18 protein-coding genes are annotated in these 16,322 nt (G+C 54.1%); 9 read left to right on the top strand and 9 right to left on the bottom strand.

What is annotated here, in order from left to right; translation table 11 throughout:
• Nucleotides 1–2: 2 nt before the first annotated feature.
• The 4 genes from IP581_RS13355 to pabB form a co-directional block, all read right to left on the bottom strand.
• A complete protein-coding gene (locus IP581_RS13355; RefSeq protein ID WP_193820600.1) occupies nt 3–1,601 on the bottom strand; it encodes an EAL domain-containing protein in 1,599 nt (532 codons plus the stop codon).
• Between the two features lie 160 nt (nt 1,602–1,761).
• On the bottom strand, nt 1,762–3,126 hold the full coding sequence (sdaA, locus tag IP581_RS13350; RefSeq protein ID WP_193820599.1) for an L-serine ammonia-lyase: 1,365 nt from the start codon (nt 3,124–3,126) through the stop codon (nt 1,762–1,764).
• Between the two features lie 174 nt (nt 3,127–3,300).
• Nucleotides 3,301–3,879, bottom strand: a complete 579-nt coding sequence (locus IP581_RS13345; RefSeq protein WP_086874101.1) for a CoA pyrophosphatase — start codon at nt 3,877–3,879, stop codon at nt 3,301–3,303.
• Between the two features lie 3 nt (nt 3,880–3,882).
• Complete coding sequence (pabB, locus tag IP581_RS13340; protein WP_086874102.1) at nt 3,883–5,235, bottom strand: aminodeoxychorismate synthase component 1; 1,353 nt, start codon at nt 5,233–5,235, stop codon at nt 3,883–3,885.
• A gap of 84 nt (nt 5,236–5,319) precedes the next feature.
• On the opposite strand from pabB, the gene IP581_RS13335 reads away from it, so the two are divergent.
• The gene (locus tag IP581_RS13335; protein WP_097399590.1) at nt 5,320–5,502 is read left to right on the top strand and encodes a YoaH family protein; all 183 of its coding nucleotides are present in this window, start codon (nt 5,320–5,322) and stop codon (nt 5,500–5,502) included.
• Here IP581_RS13335 and IP581_RS13330 read toward each other — a convergent pair whose 3' ends face one another.
• On the bottom strand, nt 5,503–5,847 hold the full coding sequence (locus IP581_RS13330; RefSeq protein WP_086874103.1) for a RidA family protein: 345 nt from the start codon (nt 5,845–5,847) through the stop codon (nt 5,503–5,505). It lies immediately after the preceding gene.
• Nucleotides 5,848–5,960: 113 nt separating this feature from the next.
• On the opposite strand from IP581_RS13330, the gene IP581_RS13325 reads away from it, so the two are divergent.
• The 5 genes from IP581_RS13325 to rnd all read left to right on the top strand — a co-directional run bounded on the left by IP581_RS13325 (nt 5,961) and on the right by rnd (nt 12,345).
• Nucleotides 5,961–7,871 carry an ATP-dependent DNA helicase gene (locus tag IP581_RS13325; RefSeq protein ID WP_193820598.1) on the top strand — a complete coding sequence of 637 codons (1,911 nt, stop codon included), beginning with the start codon at nt 5,961–5,963 and terminating at the stop codon, nt 7,869–7,871.
• Between the two features lie 58 nt (nt 7,872–7,929).
• Nucleotides 7,930–8,625 (top strand): tRNA (adenosine(37)-N6)-threonylcarbamoyltransferase complex dimerization subunit type 1 TsaB, encoded by a 696-nt coding sequence (gene tsaB / locus IP581_RS13320; RefSeq protein ID WP_086874105.1) that lies wholly within the window; start codon nt 7,930–7,932, stop codon nt 8,623–8,625.
• Nucleotides 8,626–8,661: 36 nt separating this feature from the next.
• Nucleotides 8,662–9,255 (top strand): Slp family lipoprotein, encoded by a 594-nt coding sequence (locus tag IP581_RS13315; RefSeq protein WP_086874106.1) that lies wholly within the window; start codon nt 8,662–8,664, stop codon nt 9,253–9,255.
• Between the two features lie 206 nt (nt 9,256–9,461).
• Nucleotides 9,462–11,147 (top strand): long-chain-fatty-acid--CoA ligase FadD, encoded by a 1,686-nt coding sequence (fadD, locus tag IP581_RS13310; RefSeq protein ID WP_141399327.1) that lies wholly within the window; start codon nt 9,462–9,464, stop codon nt 11,145–11,147.
• Nucleotides 11,148–11,217: 70 nt separating this feature from the next.
• A complete protein-coding gene (gene rnd, locus IP581_RS13305; RefSeq protein WP_097399593.1) occupies nt 11,218–12,345 on the top strand; it encodes a ribonuclease D in 1,128 nt (375 codons plus the stop codon).
• A gap of 90 nt (nt 12,346–12,435) precedes the next feature.
• Here the strand turns inward: rnd and minE are convergent, their stop codons facing one another.
• The 3 genes from minE to minC are packed head-to-tail and all read right to left on the bottom strand — an operon-like array spanning nt 12,436 to nt 14,233.
• Nucleotides 12,436–12,702, bottom strand: coding sequence for a cell division topological specificity factor MinE (minE, locus tag IP581_RS13300; RefSeq protein WP_017456990.1), 267 nt, complete (start codon nt 12,700–12,702; stop codon nt 12,436–12,438).
• A 3-nt stretch (nt 12,703–12,705) separates the two neighbouring features.
• The gene (gene minD, locus IP581_RS13295) at nt 12,706–13,518 is read right to left on the bottom strand and encodes a septum site-determining protein MinD (protein WP_017456991.1); all 813 of its coding nucleotides are present in this window, start codon (nt 13,516–13,518) and stop codon (nt 12,706–12,708) included.
• A 22-nt stretch (nt 13,519–13,540) separates the two neighbouring features.
• A complete protein-coding gene (gene minC / locus IP581_RS13290) occupies nt 13,541–14,233 on the bottom strand; it encodes a septum site-determining protein MinC (protein ID WP_193820597.1) in 693 nt (230 codons plus the stop codon).
• Nucleotides 14,234–14,355: 122 nt separating this feature from the next.
• On the opposite strand from minC, the gene IP581_RS13285 reads away from it, so the two are divergent.
• From IP581_RS13285 to IP581_RS13275, 3 genes are all read left to right on the top strand, one after another.
• Nucleotides 14,356–14,631, top strand: coding sequence for a YcgL domain-containing protein (locus tag IP581_RS13285; protein WP_086874110.1), 276 nt, complete (start codon nt 14,356–14,358; stop codon nt 14,629–14,631).
• A 146-nt stretch (nt 14,632–14,777) separates the two neighbouring features.
• Nucleotides 14,778–15,437, top strand: a complete 660-nt coding sequence (locus IP581_RS13280) for a fumarylacetoacetate hydrolase family protein (RefSeq protein ID WP_086874111.1) — start codon at nt 14,778–14,780, stop codon at nt 15,435–15,437.
• Between the two features lie 92 nt (nt 15,438–15,529).
• Nucleotides 15,530–15,976 (top strand): YcgN family cysteine cluster protein, encoded by a 447-nt coding sequence (locus tag IP581_RS13275; protein ID WP_020454068.1) that lies wholly within the window; start codon nt 15,530–15,532, stop codon nt 15,974–15,976.
• Here IP581_RS13275 and IP581_RS13270 read toward each other — a convergent pair.
• Nucleotides 15,951–16,250, bottom strand: coding sequence for a hypothetical protein (locus IP581_RS13270; RefSeq protein WP_086874113.1), 300 nt, complete (start codon nt 16,248–16,250; stop codon nt 15,951–15,953). The genes IP581_RS13275 and IP581_RS13270 overlap by 26 nt on opposite strands.
• Between the last annotated feature and the right edge of the window lie 72 nt (nt 16,251–16,322).

The following is a 16,322-nucleotide window of genomic DNA, read 5'->3' as shown; positions in this document are numbered from 1 at the left end:
TTTTACCCCGGCATTAACGGCGCGACATGGCCGTTATGCCGTTCCGGCGGCGGGGAGATATTCCCTGCCAGCCAGGCCGGAAAATCCTTCACCGGCATGGGTGCCGCAAAAAGAAATCCCTGCAACATATGCACACCCTGTTGACGTAAATACTGCGCTTGCTGCGTGGTCTCCACCCCTTCGGCGACCAGCTCGATATTCAGCCGTTGGCCGAGCGCAATAATCATATCGGTCACCGTCGAGTTCACTGCATCCGTACCGATAGCTGCGGTATAAGACTTATCAATTTTCAGAATGTCCGGGTGTAATTTCTCCAGCCATGAAAGCGAGCTATTCCCCGTACCGAAATCATCAATGGCGATCTTCGCGCCATGGCGATGAAGTTCGCGCAGCATTCGTGATTCGACATCCAACAGCGCATCGCGCTCCGTGAGTTCAATGGTTAACTGCTGGGCAGGATTTTTGCTAAACCAGAGCTGGACGACATCTTTTAGCAATTCACCGTGCCGTAAATGGCTTGGTGCGGCGTTGATACCAATATGAAAGTGAGGATCATCCGGGAAGAGCGCCAGCTGACGCTGCGTTTCAGTCAACACATAACGTGTCAACGGCGCGATCAGGTGCTGCTCTTCGGCGATCGGGATAAATATTTCCGGCGAAATCCAACCCTGGCGCGGATTGTGCCAGCGCAACAAAATTTCGACGCCCGCACACTGCATGTTGTGTGCATTGAGTAACGGCTGGCAAAACAGCTCAAACTCATGCCCGGCAAGCCCGAGGTTTATCTCGCGGGAAAAACTCATGCGATTGGCGGTGGCAAACCAGGCAATAAACCCGGTCAATAAACTCATCATCAGCGCCAGAGGCAACTGTGAAGGCAAATGCCACAGCGCCAGCCGCGTAGAACCCGGCCCGGTAACGCTGACGGTAAAAGGAAAATGGGCAGAGGTACGCTGGTAGCGCTTTTCGTTTTCCAGCGGCGGTAAGTTATCCAGCACACCTTTGCCTTCGACCAGATGTTTGCCGCCCACGCTGAGGCTAACGCTGGTAATCAATGGCGCTTGCGGCTCCAGCATTAAGTTGCTCAGCAGCTCAATATTTACCGCTTCCATCACACCGCTTTGCCCGTCTTCGCTGGTGGGATACCACATGATCAAGATAGGGCGATCTTTTAATAGTGATTGATCAGTGGTGAGTACCAGCTTTTGCGAACGTGAAGGCAGCGAGGGTTGAAGATGGTGAATGGCAACATCACGTTGGCCAAAGATACTCGAACAATAGAGCGTTCCGTTTTGAATCAGACCGATAGATCGCACGGTCTGCAGGCTTGCTGCTAGTTTGCGAAGTTGCAGGTGGATTTCGTTACAGGGAATGCCAACCAGAGGCACCAGCACACTGCGACCCGCTTCCAGCGGCAGCATCAAGCGCTCAAGGGTTTGAACTGCGTGGCTGGTAAAGGCGTAAACGCGCTGATGATTTAAATTACGCTCCGAAATAAAGCGAAACGTGAGGGTCAAAAATAGTGCGACAGCGCCAACCAACACGCAAACAATGGCGCGCCGTCGTCGGTAACTTTTAATGATCCGTTGAGCCGTTTGCATGCCGCTGCCGCCTGTAAAATCCCTGGCCTGATTTCCATGCCAGAACACTCAAAGTGTAGTGGGGAATTACCGAAGCGACGATAAATCGGTGAAAGCTCACTCAACTGCAGCAAAGGTTAAAAAAAACGCCGTTCGGCTGAACGGCGTTGATAAGCAAGCATTAATCACACTGTACTTTGATGGCCAGCCCGCCACGCGATGTTTCACGGTATTTGGCGTTCATATCTTTCCCGGTCTCGTACATCGTTTCGATCACTTTATCGAGCGAGACGCGTGGCGCACTGGTGCGGCGCATGGCCATACGCGAGGCGTTAATCGCTTTCACCGATGCAATAGCGTTACGCTCAATGCACGGGACTTGTACTTGCCCGGCCACCGGGTCACAGGTCAGACCGAGGTTGTGCTCCATGCCAATTTCCGCCGCCACGCAGACCTGTTCCGGGCTGGCACCCAGCAGTTCCGCCAGGCCCGCTGCCGCCATAGAACAGGCAACGCCCACTTCGCCCTGGCAGCCAACTTCGGCACCGGAAATGGAAGCATTCATTTTATACAATGCGCCGATGGCGCCAGCGGCGAGGAAATAGCGGATATAAATATCCGGGCTGACGGATTCGATAAAGTGGTCGTAATAGGCCAGCACCGCCGGAACGATGCCGCAGGCACCGTTAGTTGGCGCGGTGACCACGCGGCCGCCGGCGGCGTTTTCTTCGTTAACCGCCAGCGCAAACATATTCACCCAGTCGATAACGTTCATCGGATCGCTGGAGAGCTTGTCACTGGCAACCAACATACGACGCAGTGCGGAAGCGCGGCGCGGAACGCGCAGCGGCCCCGGCAATACGCCTTCCGTATTCATGCCGCGATCGATACAGGCGCGCATGGTAGACCAGACATTACCGAAGTACTCTTCAATCTCTTTTTTCGAGTGCAATGCCAGTTCGTTCTGCATCACCATGCCAGAAAGCGACAAACCGGTTTCTTTGCAATACTCCAGCATCTGGGTCGCGGAATTGAACGGATAAGGGACATCGACCGAACTGGTGGTCTCTTTACCAAAATGCTCTTCATCGACGATAAACCCCCCGCCGATGGAGTAGTAGGTTTTGCTGTAAATGACGCTTTCGCCATTCAGCGCGGTGATGCGCATGCCGTTCTCATGCAGCGACAGGTTATCGCTGTGAAAACGCATCCCGTCATTCTGTGGGAAATCGACTTCATGATGCCCCTGCGCCAGCAGCAGACGCCCGCGATTTTCCACATCACGGATAAAACCCGGAATTGCATCGATATCGACCGTGGCCGGCTCGTTGCCCGCCAGCCCCATGATGATGGCGATATCGGTATGGTGACCTTTCCCGGTAAGGGAGAGCGAGCCGTACACATCAACCACCACGCGGGTGACGTTATCCAGCAATCCTTTTTCGACCAGGTCATCGACGAACTGCTTACCGGCCTTCATCGGGCCTACAGTGTGGGAAGATGAGGGACCGATCCCCACCTTAAACATGTCGAATAGACTAATCACATTAACGCTCCTGACAGGGTTACCGGCGTTTCCAGTAACGATGTAATAACTGCGCATAGTGTAAGAGGGAAGGCCATCATCAGCTTAACTATTCACATGAATTAAACTAATGGCTAACCCTGATTTTACTAATAGCGCGTACACTGTCACAAAAGTGCGATATGTAAAGTATAGTCAAGGTCTCCGCCCAATCTGCAGCGCCAGCGAGCGAATTATTCCTGCCGTCATGCCCCAGACAAAATAATGCTGATACCAGGATAACCACACCCGATGCGCATTGCCGTGGCGGTGAATATCCAGCGGATGATAGCGACCAAGACGCAGCGCTTCGGCCAGCGGCATCTCAAACACCGCGGCCACTTCGTCTTCACTGGCGTGATAGGGCAAATCCGGCGGGATAATGCCGACCACTGGCGTAACCTGAAAACCGGTCACGCTATCAACCGGCGGCAAAACGCCAATCACCTCGACGGCTTCAGGCGGAATGGCGACTTCTTCCTGCGCCTCACGCAGCGCCGCAGCGATGAGCGACGCATCCGTGCTGTCAACCGCGCCACCGGGGAACGCGACCTGACCGGCATGCTTGCGCAGCAGAGGCGAGCGTTGCGTCAGTAATAAGCCGGGCTGCTCACGGCGTACCACCGGCACCAGCACCGCCGCCTGACGTGTATTTGCCACCGGCGGGTTGAGTTGCGGGCGTAGAAGCTGAAAGCGCGATAAAAAATCATCCAGAGTTAAAGCCGGTTGCTCCACGAATCATCTCTCCAGTTGCCGCAGGATACGGTTAACTTTATCAAAAGTTTCCTGATACTCCGCCTCTTCCTGGCTGTCGGCCACGATGCCACCACCTGCGGAACAGTAAATTTTCCCTGCACAGGCGCTGAGCGTGCGAATGGTGATGCTGGTATCCATGTTCCCGCAGAAACTGAGATAGCCAATCGAACCGCACCAGGCGTTACGCCGTTGCGGTTCAAGCTCGTCAATAATTTCCATCGCCCGCACTTTCGGAGCGCCAGTGATCGAGCCCCCCGGAAACGCCGCGCGCAGCAGATCGCTGGCATGTCGCCCGGCGGGCAATTTTGCCGTTACGGTGCTGACCAAATGGTGCACGGCAGGAAAAGGTTCGACCACGAACAGTTCCGGCACGCGCACCGAACCGGGAGTCGCCACGCGTCCGATATCATTACGCATTAAATCAACAATCATCAGATTTTCAGCCTGGTCTTTCGGCGAGGCGGCGAGTTTCTGTGCTTGCTGCGCATCGGCCTGCGGGTCGGCAAGCCTTGGCAGTGTGCCTTTAATGGGACGCGTTTCGATATTGTCGCGTTCGAGGCGAATAAAACGCTCCGGCGACAAACTCAGGATCGCGCCGTGTTCAAGGCGTAAAAAAGCGCTGAACGGCGCACGGTTTTCGCGATTGAGTTGGCTAAATGCCAGCCACTCATCCCCGTAATAGTCCGCCGCAAAACGTTGCGCCAGATTGACCTGGTAGCAGTCGCCGCTGTGTAACCACGCCTGAACCTGGCGGAATTTTTCGCCATATTCGCGACGCGTCATATTGGCCTGCCAGGCGGATGTCAGCCGAAACGCCTGGCGCTGCGGTTCACGTTGCGCCTGTAACCATGCCAGCCTTGTGTTAACATCGCGATGGCTGAACAACGTCACACGTTGCAACTGATGGTCGACAACCAGCGCCCAGTCATAAATCCCGACTGCCATATCCGCAATGCTAATGTCCTGTTCGGCAATCGCCGGCAGCTTTTCGAAACGGCGGCCTAAATCATAGCCAAACAGCCCCAGCGCACCGCCCTGAAACGGCAGATCCGCATGAGGTTCACATCGAAAGGGGTAGGCATCCAGACGCTGTTGCAGCAGGTGTAGCGGATCTTCCAAAGATATCTCGCTACCATTAAGGGTCGTTGCCTCGCCGCGCGTCGTCAGCGTCTCCAGGGGATCGGCCACCAGAATATCAAAACGATTATGCGGATGTTCTGCATGGCCAGAATGCAACAGCATAGCCCAGGGCTGGTGGCTGAGGGGGGCAAAGTAGTGTTCGGCGGCGTCCTGGCGCCACGGCAGTGAAATAACGGCAGGGGATAACGTCTTCATTGATCCTGACTCATGTGCGTCTGCGCTGGTGAAGCGCGCCGACGCATGGAATAATTAGCGCCAACAATTTAGCAGGAGTTGACAATGTTTGCAGGTTTACCTTCCCTCAGCCACGAGCAGCAGCAAAAAGCGGTAGAGCGTATTCAGGAATTAATGTCCGGTGGCATGAGCAGCGGGCAGGCGATTGCGCAGGTTGCTGAAGAGTTACGCGCCAGCCATACCGGCGAACGGATTGTGGCGCGCTTTGAAGATGAAGATGACGAGTAATTAGACTGCGGCGATGATTTTGATTTCCACTTTATAACGCGGGTTCATCAGTTTTGCCTGCACGGTGCAGCGCACCGGTGCATGGCCCGCCACAACCCAGGCATCCCACGCTTTATTCATGGCGGCGAAGTCGCCGTCATCGGCCAGAAAAATGGTGGCATCAAGAATGTGCGTTTTATCGCTGCCTTGCTTGTGCAGAACCGCATCTATTTGCGCCAGCGTATTGGCCGTCTGTTCAAACGCGTCGGCATCGAGGTTTTCCGGCACGCCAGTGTAGTAAAGCGTCTGGTTGTGAATAACCACATCAGACCAGCGGGCTTCCGCATCAATACGCTTAATTGTCATTATCTGTTCCTTCTTATTTGCCATGAATTCGCGGGCAAGAGTGCCATAAAAACCTGGCTGGCGTAAATCCGCTCGCCCTGACATAATCACTGGCGATTTAACCAGGGGGTAGTGTGACGGACGATTTTGCAACAGACGGCCAGTTAGCCAAAGCCATTGCGGGATTCAAACCGCGTGAACCGCAGCGCCAGATGGCGCAAGCCGTCACACACGCGATTGAGAAAACGCAGCCGCTGGTGGTGGAAGCGGGTACCGGTACCGGTAAAACCTACGCCTACCTTGCGCCTGCGCTGCGCGCCGGGAAAAAAGTGATTATCTCCACCGGTTCGAAAGCCTTGCAGGATCAGCTTTACAGCCGCGATTTACCCACCGTCGCCAAAGCGCTTGAGTTCACCGGCCGTACTGCTTTGCTGAAAGGGCGCTCCAACTACCTCTGTATTGAACGTCTCGAACAGCAAGCGCTGGCAGGCGGCGATCTTCCTGTACAAACCCTCAGCGATGTTATTTTGCTACGCTCATGGTCGAATCAAACCATCGATGGTGATATCAGTACCTGCGTCAGTGTGGCGGAGGATTCGCAGGCGTGGCCGCTGGTGACCAGCACCAACGATAACTGTCTGGGTAGCGACTGCCCGATGTACAAGGACTGTTTCGTGGTCAAGGCGCGCAAAAAAGCGATGGATGCCGACGTGGTGGTGGTCAACCATCATCTGTTTCTTGCCGATATGGTGGTGAAAGAGAGCGGTTTCGGGGAGTTGATCCCGGAGGCCGAAGTGATGATCTTTGATGAAGCGCACCAGCTTCCGGACATCGCCAGCCAGTATTTTGGTCAGTCACTCTCCAGCCGCCAGCTTCTTGATCTCGCAAAAGACTTCACCATTGCCTATCGCACCGAACTGAAAGATACCGCGCAGTTACAGAAGTGCGCCGACCGCCTGGCGCAGAGTACGCAGGATTTTCGCCTGCAGTTAGGTGAGCCGGGTTATCGCGGTAACCTGCGCGAGCTGCTGGCGGATGCGCATATTCAACGTGCGTTGTTGCTGCTCGATGATGCACTGGAACTCTGTTACGACGTGGCGAAGCTGTCGCTGGGTCGCTCCGCACTGCTGGATGCCGCGTTCGAACGCGCAACGACATACCGTGCCCGGCTGAAACGGCTCAAAGAGATCAACCTGCCAGGTTACAGCTACTGGTATGAATGTACCTCGCGCAACTTTACGCTGGCGTTAACGCCGCTGACCGTAGCGGATAAGTTTACCGAGGTGATGGCGCAGAAAAAAGGTAGCTGGATTTTCACTTCAGCAACGCTTTCAGTGAATGACGATCTGCACCATTTTACCGCGCGGCTTGGTATTGAAGGGGCGCAATCGCTGTTGCTGCCAAGCCCCTTTGATTATCAACGCCAGGCACTGCTGTGCGTTCCGCGCAATCTTCCGCAGACCAATCAGCCAGGCGCTGCGCGCCAGCTGGCGGCGATCCTCAGGCCGATGATCGAAGCCAACAATGGCCGCTGCTTTATGCTGTGCACCTCGCACGCCATGATGCGCGATCTCGCCGAACAATTTCGCGCCACCATGAGCCTGCCCGTATTGCTGCAGGGAGAAACCAGCAAAGGGCAACTGTTGCAGCAATTTGTGAATGCCGGTAATGCGTTACTGGTGGCAACCAGTAGCTTCTGGGAAGGGGTGGATGTGCGTGGCGATACGTTATCGCTGGTCATTATCGATAAGCTGCCGTTTACGTCTCCGGAAGATCCGTTATTAAAAGCGCGGATGGAAGATTGCCGTCTGCGCGGGGGCGATCCCTTTGATGAAGTTCAACTGCCGGACGCGGTTATTACCCTGAAACAGGGCGTCGGCCGTTTAATTCGTGATATTGACGATCGCGGCGTGCTGGTCATTTGCGATAACCGACTGGTGATGCGCCCATACGGTGCCGTGTTTCTTGCCAGCCTGCCGCCTGCGCCGCGAACCCGTGATATTCGCCGCGCGGTTGAATTCCTCGCCTCTCCCCCGGCGCAGTAATTTTCTGCGGACTGTGGTAAGATGCGCGCCATTTTGTTTTTCATGGACCGCTATACCCATGCGCATTCTGGCTATTGATACTGCCACAGAAGCTTGTTCTGTCGCCCTATGGAACGATGGAACCACCTTCGCTCACTTCGAACTTTGCCCACGTGAACACACGCAACGCATCCTGCCACTGGTCAGGGATGTGCTTGGCGACGCTGAACTTAAACTGACGCAGCTGGACGCACTCGCCTTTGGTCGCGGCCCGGGAAGTTTTACCGGCGTGCGCATTGGCATTGGCATTGCGCAGGGGCTGGCGCTCGGCGCTGAACTGCCGATGATTGGCGTTTCAACGCTGGCGACGATGGCGCAGGGCGCGTGGCGCAAAACGGGCGCGACACGCGTACTGGCGGCGATTGACGCACGGATGGGCGAAGTCTATTGGGCAGAGTATCAGCGCGATGAAAATGGCGTCTGGCATGGCGAAGAGACGGAAGCGGTAGTAAAACCGCAAGCCGTAACTGAACGTCTGCAACACCTGGATGGCGAGTGGGCGATAGTCGGTACTGGCTGGCCCGCATGGCCTGAGATGAGCAACAACAGTACGGCAACACTGCGCGACGGCGAGATCTTATTGCCCGCCGCGGAAGATATGCTGCCCATCGCGCGTCAACTGTTGGCTGCGCAGAAAACCGTCGCTGTTGAACATGCCGAGCCGGTTTATTTGCGTAACGAAGTGGCGTGGAAGAAACTTCCTGGCCGGGAATGAATCTCAGTAGTATCCACTGGGGTAAGGAGTCGCATCATGGCGGGTCAAAAAAAGGTTGTGCGCGGATTGCTGGCTGGGCTGGCGATCGCGGTATTAAGCGGTTGTGTTTCTGTGCCTGACGCGATTAAAGGAACCAGTCCCACGCCGCAGGATGATTTAGTGCGGGTGATGAGTGCACCGTCGCTGTATGTCGGCCAGGAAGCCCGCTTCGGCGGTAAAGTCGTTGATATCCAGAATCAGCAGGGGAAAACCCGGCTTGAGATCGCAGCCGTACCGCTCGACAGCGGTGCGCGTCCGATTTTAGGCGAGCCATCCGTCGGGCGTATCTTTGCCGAGGTGAACGGTTTTCTCGACCCGGTCGATTTCCGCAATCAGCTGGTGACCGTGGTTGGCCCGATAACCGGCACGGCCGACGGCAAAATTGGCAACGCACCGTATAAATTTATGGTCATGCAGGCGGAAGGTTACAAACGCTGGCGGTTAACCCAGCAGGTGATGTTGCCGCCGCAGCCTATCGACCCGTGGTACTGGGGGCCGGGGCCGCACCCACGCGCGTGGCACGGCGGGTACGGTGGATGGGGCTGGTTCCCACCCGAACCTGCGCGAGTCGAGACAGTCGTAACAGAGTAATTTCTTGTTTTATCAGGAAAACGAAACAGCGGCTAAGCCGCTGTTTTTTATATTGGGCTTTGTATAAGAAAAATAATTAGTGACGCGCTTCGCAACCTTCAATCCGCTTAATTAATAAACTGGTACGCTGAGTTAATATTATGTTAACGACTTGTTTATTAACTGGGGTTGTGATGACCAAGAATACTCATTTTAGAGGTGATGCATTGAAGAAGGTTTGGCTAAACCGGTATCCCGCCGATGTTCCGGCGGAGATCAATCCTGACCGTTATCAATCCCTGGTTGAATTATTTGAACACTCCACGGCGCGTTACGCCGACCAGCCTGCGTTTATCAACATGGGCGAGGTAATGACGTTTCGTAAACTTGAAGAGCGCAGCCGGGCGTTTGCGGCTTACTTACAGCAGGGGCTGGGGCTGCAAAAAGGCGATCGCGTTGCGTTAATGATGCCGAACCTGTTGCAATACCCGGTGGCGCTGTTTGGTATCTTGCGCGCCGGGATGATCGTGGTGAACGTCAACCCGCTGTATACCCCGCGTGAACTGGAGCACCAGCTTAATGACAGCGGGGCTGCCGCGATTGTTATTGTGTCGAATTTCGCCCATACGCTGGAAAAGATCGTTGATAAAACACAAGTGCGGCATGTCATTTTGACGCGCATGGGCGACCAGCTTTCCCCGGCAAAAGGGACGCTGGTGAACTTCGTGGTGAAATACGTGAAACGGCTGGTGCCCAAGTATCACCTGCCGGACGCGATCTCCTTTCGCCGGGCGCTGCAGACCGGTTATCGCATGCAATACATCAAACCGGAAGTGGTCGCCGACGATCTCGCCTTCCTGCAATACACCGGCGGCACAACTGGCGTGGCAAAAGGAGCAATGCTGACGCACCGCAATATGCTGGCAAACCTTGAACAGGTGAACGCGACTTACGGGCCGTTGCTGCATCGCGGGAAAGAGCTGGTGGTAACCGCGCTGCCGCTGTACCACATTTTCGCCCTGACCATGAACTGCCTGCTGTTTATTGAGCTCGGCGGGCAAAACCTGTTGATCACTAACCCGCGCGATATCCCCGGGCTGGTGAAGGAGCTTGGCAAATATCCCTTTACGGCGATGACCGGTGTGAACACGCTGTTCAATGCCTTGTTGAATAATGAAGATTTCCGCAAGCTGGACTTCTCCTCGCTGCATCTGTCCGCCGGTGGCGGGATGCCTGTTCAGCAGGCGGTTGCCGATCGGTGGGTGAAATTAACCGGACAGTATTTGCTGGAAGGTTACGGTCTGACCGAATGTGCGCCTCTCGTTAGTGTGAACCCGCATGATATTGATTACCACAGCGGTAGCATCGGCCTGCCGGTTCCCTCAACAGAAGCTAAGCTGGTCGATGACGACAACAATGAAGTTGCGCCAGGCGAACCGGGCGAGTTGTGCGTGAAAGGGCCGCAGGTGATGCTGGGATACTGGCAGCGCCCGGACGCCACGGATGAGATCCTGCGCGACGGCTGGCTGCACACTGGCGATATTGCGGTAATGGATGAGGAAGGCTTCCTGCGCATCGTCGATCGCAAAAAAGATATGATTCTGGTTTCCGGTTTTAATGTCTATCCGAATGAGATCGAGGATGTGGTTATGCAACATGCCGGCGTGCAGGAAGTGGCGGCTGTTGGCGTACCGTCGGAAAACAGCGGCGAAGCGGTGAAGATTTTCGTGGTGAAAAAGGACGCCTCGCTGAGCGAAGAGGCGTTGATCGCTTTTTGTCGCCGTCAACTGACCGGATATAAAGTGCCGAAGCTGGTTGAATTTCGCAATGAACTGCCAAAATCGAATGTCGGTAAGATTTTAAGGCGAGAATTGCGTGACGAAGCGCGTGGCAAAGTGGACAATAAAGCTTGAGCTATGCGTAAGTCCCCTTAACGCCGGTTAAGCCGGCGTTTTTTATGGGCGCAACTAAAGAGAAGATGACGTGAATTACCAGATGATAACGACGAACGATGCGCTCGCAGCGTTATGTGACGCCGCCCGCGCATTTCCAGCGATTGCCCTGGACACCGAATTTGTCCGCACCCGCACCTATTATCCGCAACTGGGGTTGATCCAGCTGTATGACGGTGAACATGTGGCGCTGATTGATCCGCTGACCATCACCGACTGGACGCCGTTTCGCGATTTGCTCATCAACACTGCCGTGACCAAATATTTGCATGCGGGGAGTGAAGATCTGGAAGTGTTTCTCAATGCGTTTGGCGTACAGCCTCAGCCGATGATTGACACGCAGATCCTCGCCGCGTTCTGCGGCCGCCCGCTGTCGTGGGGCTTTGCTGCGATGGTGGAAGAGTTTACCGGGCTGGTGATTGATAAGAGCGAATCCCGCACCGACTGGCTGGCGCGTCCGTTAACCGAACGCCAGTGCGATTACGCCGCCGCCGATGTGTGGTATCTCCTGCCTATCGCCGGTAAATTACTGGCGGAAACCGATCAGGCGGGAAGGCTGGATGCCGCGCTGGATGAGTGCCGCTTGATGATGCAACGCCGCCAGGAAGTGTTAGCCCCGGAAGAGGCGTGGCGCGAAATTACCAACGCCTGGCAATTACGTACGCGCCAGCTTGCCTGTCTGCGCTTACTTGCCGACTGGCGCCTGCGTAAAGCGCGTGAGCGCGATTTAGCCGTCAACTTTGTGGTGCGTGAAGAGAATCTGTGGGCAGTGGCGCGTTACATGCCTGGCAGCATGGGCGAGCTGGACAGTATTGGCCTTTCCGGCAGCGAAATCCGCTTCCATGGCAAGACGTTGCTGGCGCTGGTCGCGCAGGCGCAGGCCTTGCCGGAAGAGGCGCTGCCGGAGCCCCTGCTTAACCTGATGGACATGCCGGGTTATCGTAAAGCGTTCAAAGCTATCAAAGCGCTGGTGCAGACCATCAGCGAAAGTCAGAGCATTAGCGCTGAGCTGCTGGCATCACGTCGGCAGATAAATCAATTACTCAACTGGCACTGGAAATTGAAACCGCAAAATTCGTCACCGGAATTAATTAGCGGCTGGCGCGGGGAATTGATGGGCGAGCAGCTGAAAATATTACTTGCGGAATACCCGCGTTAAATACTGTAAATAAATACAGTTTATTTGCGGAAATAAAATAAAAAAGGCAGAGAATATTCTGCCTTTTTTTATCCTTGCATTTGCGGGGATCTATTTTGTCTCTTCGGTTTCCGGTAAGGTGACGTTCAGTTCCAGAATGGAAATATCATCCCCTTTTTGCTCCAGTTGCACCGAAACCATTTCCGGATCGATTTGCACATATTTGCAGATCACTTCCAGAATGTCCCGCTTCAGTTGCGGTAAATAATGTGGTTCAGCATCGCTGCGGCGGCGTTCTGCAACAATAATCTGCAGACGCTCTTTCGCAATGCTAGCGGTGTTCTTTTTTCTGGAGAGAAAAAAGTCGAGTAATGCCATAACTTATCCTCCGAACAGGCGTTTGAGGAAACCTTTCTTCTCTTCTTCAATGAAGCGGAAAGGACGATCTTCTCCCAGCAGACGCTCCACGGCATCGGCATAGGCTTTGCCGGCGTCAGCATTGGTATCTAAAATAACCGGCTCACCCTGGTTTGACGCACGCAACACCGACTGATCTTCCGGGATCACGCCAATCAGTTTGATACGCAGGATTTCCAGCACATCTTCCATACTGAGCATGTCACCACGGTTTACGCGACCCGGGTTATAACGGGTGAGCAACAGGTGCTCTTTAATCGGCTCTTCGCCATTTTCCGCGCGGCGGGATTTCGACGCCAGAATACCGAGAATCCGGTCAGAGTCGCGCACGGAAGAGACTTCCGGGTTGGTGGTAATAATCGCTTCATCAGCGAAGTAGAGCGCCATCAATGCGCCAGTCTCAATGCCTGCCGGGGAGTCGCAGACGATAAAATCGAAGTCCATTTTCTTCAGGTCTTCCAGCACCTTATCGACGCCTTCGCGAGTCAGTGCGTCTTTATCGCGCGTTTGCGATGCCGGGAGAATGTAGAGGTTCTCAGTGCGTTTATCTTTAATTAACGCCTGGTTGAGTGTGGCATCGCCCTGAATAACGTTAACGAAATCATAAACCACGCGGCGCTCGCAGCCCATAATCAGGTCGAGGTTACGCAGGCCGATATCGAAGTCGATAACGACGGTCTTTTTGCCCTTCTGGGCTAAACCAGTAGCGATGGCCGCGCTGGAGGTGGTCTTGCCAACGCCCCCTTTACCCGAAGTAACAACAATAATGCGTGCCATAGGAGTTCCTTGTTAAAAGGGCTTAATTTAAGGGTTGAATTGTCAAAGCGTCGTTGGCCAACTGCAAACGCGCCGCTTTGCCATAAAATTCGGCCGGGATCTGATCGCTCAGCCAGTATTCCCCCGCAATGGAGACCAGCTCCGGCGTGAGATGAGAACAGAATATTTGTGCGTCTTTATCACCACTGGCGCCTGCCAGCGCCCGACCGCGCATCATGCCATAGACATGAATGTTGCCATCGGCGATAAGCTCCGCGCCCGCACTGACGTGGCTGGTCACAATCAAATCACAATTTGGCGCATAAATGCGCTGCCCGGAACGTACCGGCGCGTCAATTAAGCGTGTTTTTGTGACCGGAGCCGCAACCGGCGACGGTTCCGCAGCGCGCTCTTTACGCGGTGCTTTCTCTTTTCCTTCCGTCAGCAGCGGAAGGCCAGCGCGTTCAACTTCAGCCTTCAGTTCTGGATCTTTGCAGCCGCTGATGCCAACCACATGTAAATCTGTTGTGGTAATAGCCTGCAATAGCGCGGGCCAGTTAACAGCGCCTTCCAGCGCGGAGACATTGACAACAATAGGAGCGTGCAGCAAAAAAGCGGGAGCCTGAGCGATTTTGTCTTCTAACGCCTGACGAATAACCTCGGGTTTTGCATCATGCAAGTGAACCACTGATAAGGTAAAACTACTGCCTTTTAGCTCGATGGGCGTATTTGACATCCTGACCTTACTCATTTTGCTATTATCACCCGTATCTTGAGTGATATTCCGAAGACTATCAGGCATGTTATAGTCACTATTATTTTCAGGCAAGTAACCTCCCGATAATTCCGAGTAAAAGTATGTTTTGTGTGATCTACCGAAGTGCCCGACGCGATCAGACTTATCTGTACGTCGAAAAAAGAGACGATTTTTCCCGCGTTCCGGAAGCATTAATGCAAAGTTTCGGTCAGCCGCAACTGGCAATGATTCTGCCGCTTGATGGACGGAAAAAATTAGTCGGTGCAGATTTAGAAAAAGTAAAAGAGGCGTTAATTTCGCAGGGCTATTATTTGCAACTTCCTCCGCCGCAAGAAAATTTATTGAAGCAGCATCTCGCCGACCAGGGTAAAGAATAATCCTGCGGCAATAACGGCGGAGCTCTCCGCCGTTTCTTATTTATGGCTATTGTATCGCCGTAACATATTGGCATTTGACAAACCGCCGGGTGGCGCGGATAGTCATTTTTCGCTCATGTTCAATGTGTTACCGGAGGTCGTACACCATGTATCAACATCATAACTGGCAGGGCGCTCTGCTGGATTTCCCGGTGAGTAAAGTGGTTTGCGTTGGCAGCAACTATGCCAAACATATTAAAGAGATGGGGAGCGCTACCCCGGAAGAGCCTGTACTGTTTATTAAGCCCGAAACTGCGTTGTGCGATCTTCGCCAGCCGCTGGCGTTGCCGCAGGATTTTGGTTCGGTTCACCATGAAGTTGAGCTGGCGGTGCTGATTGGCGCAACGCTGCGTCAGGCGACGGAAGATCATGTGAAAAAAGCGATTGCCGGTTATGGTGTCGCGCTCGATCTGACGCTGCGCGATCTGCAAGGCAAAATGAAAAAAGCCGGGCAGCCATGGGAAAAAGCGAAAGGGTTTGATAACTCCTGCCCGATCTCAGGGTTTATCCCGGCGGCGGAATTCCAGAGCGATCCGCAAAACACCACGCTTGGACTTAAAATCAACGGCGAAGTGCGCCAGCAAGGCACCACGGCAGATATGATCCATAAAATTATTCCGCTGATTGCTTATATGAGCCGCTTTTTCACCTTAAAAGCCGGCGATGTCATTCTGACCGGCACGCCAGAAGGGGTAGGGCCGCTAAACAGTGGCGATGAGCTGGAAGTCAGTTTTGACGGGCTGTCGTTAACGACCCGCGTACTTTAAAGCAGTTTGCCGCCTTTCCTGGCGGCAAAACTTGCATCCGCGTGCCAGACTGGTTATAAGGTGCACCCTGGATTTCAACGGCGGATTTCATCATGAGCGACACTCCTTTCTGGCAAAGCAAAACCCTCGAGCAAATGACGGATGCGGAGTGGGAGTCACTGTGCGACGGCTGCGGACAGTGCTGCTTGCATAAACTGATGGATGAAGACACTGACGAAATCTATTTCACCAACGTCGCCTGTCGTCAGTTAAACATAAAAACCTGCCAGTGCCGCAACTATGAACGCCGCTTCGAGTATGAGCCGGACTGCATCAAGTTGACCCGCGAAAATCTCCCCACTTTCGAATGGCTGCCGCCAAGCTGTGCTTATCGCCTGCTGGCGGAAGGCAAGGCGTTGCCGCTATGGCACCCGCTGCGCACCGGCTCAAAAGCCGCTATGCATGCTGAACGTATTTCGGTGCGCCATATTGCGGTGAAAGAGTCAGAAGTCCGCGACTGGCAGGAGCATATCCTCAATAAGCCGGAATGGGCTGATTAACGAAAACGTCATAAATAACCGAGACAATCAGTAGCCAGCAGGGCAGAGAAAAGTGAAGAACCGCTTTCTTGTCACGATTGCAGTTTAGGCTCAACAAGATGACAAAAGTGATGAGCAGGCAGGCAACTAACAGGCCGGTAAGAAGCGCATTTGCGGCAGCAATGTGCAGAGCCACGTAGAGAATAAAAGAAGAGACAATGGCGAACAGCTTAATTTTCTGCGTAAAAACGACCGTCCCTAATGTGAAGTAAAAGAGTGCGATAATTCCAGCCACCCGAATCGTCCTTTTCCCTGTGGGTATTTATTTTTGTGGATGTTTCTGTCCCCGGATCAGTCAAAAAAAACG

The organism is Kosakonia pseudosacchari (assembly GCF_015167415.1).
GTDB classification, from domain to species: domain Bacteria; phylum Pseudomonadota; class Gammaproteobacteria; order Enterobacterales; family Enterobacteriaceae; genus Kosakonia; species Kosakonia pseudosacchari.
The sequence above is the reverse complement of the archived record's forward strand: the minus strand, read 5'-3'. Positions and strand labels throughout refer to the sequence as shown.

Coding starts and splice junctions, on each gene's coding strand:
- IP581_RS13355 (WP_193820600.1), bottom strand. CDS start 1,601: ATGCAAACGGCTCAACGGATCATTAAAAGTTACCGACGACGGCGCGCC.
- pabB (WP_086874102.1), bottom strand. CDS start 5,235: ATGAAGACGTTATCCCCTGCCGTTATTTCACTGCCGTGGCGCCAGGAC.
- IP581_RS13335 (WP_097399590.1), top strand. CDS start 5,320: ATGTTTGCAGGTTTACCTTCCCTCAGCCACGAGCAGCAGCAAAAAGCG.
- IP581_RS13330 (WP_086874103.1), bottom strand. CDS start 5,847: ATGACAATTAAGCGTATTGATGCGGAAGCCCGCTGGTCTGATGTGGTT.
- tsaB (WP_086874105.1), top strand. CDS start 7,930: ATGCGCATTCTGGCTATTGATACTGCCACAGAAGCTTGTTCTGTCGCC.
- IP581_RS13315 (WP_086874106.1), top strand. CDS start 8,662: ATGGCGGGTCAAAAAAAGGTTGTGCGCGGATTGCTGGCTGGGCTGGCG.
- minE (WP_017456990.1), bottom strand. CDS start 12,702: ATGGCATTACTCGACTTTTTTCTCTCCAGAAAAAAGAACACCGCTAGC.
- minD (WP_017456991.1), bottom strand. CDS start 13,518: ATGGCACGCATTATTGTTGTTACTTCGGGTAAAGGGGGCGTTGGCAAG.
- minC (WP_193820597.1), bottom strand. CDS start 14,233: ATGTCAAATACGCCCATCGAGCTAAAAGGCAGTAGTTTTACCTTATCA.
- IP581_RS13285 (WP_086874110.1), top strand. CDS start 14,356: ATGTTTTGTGTGATCTACCGAAGTGCCCGACGCGATCAGACTTATCTG.
- IP581_RS13280 (WP_086874111.1), top strand. CDS start 14,778: ATGTATCAACATCATAACTGGCAGGGCGCTCTGCTGGATTTCCCGGTG.
- IP581_RS13275 (WP_020454068.1), top strand. CDS start 15,530: ATGAGCGACACTCCTTTCTGGCAAAGCAAAACCCTCGAGCAAATGACG.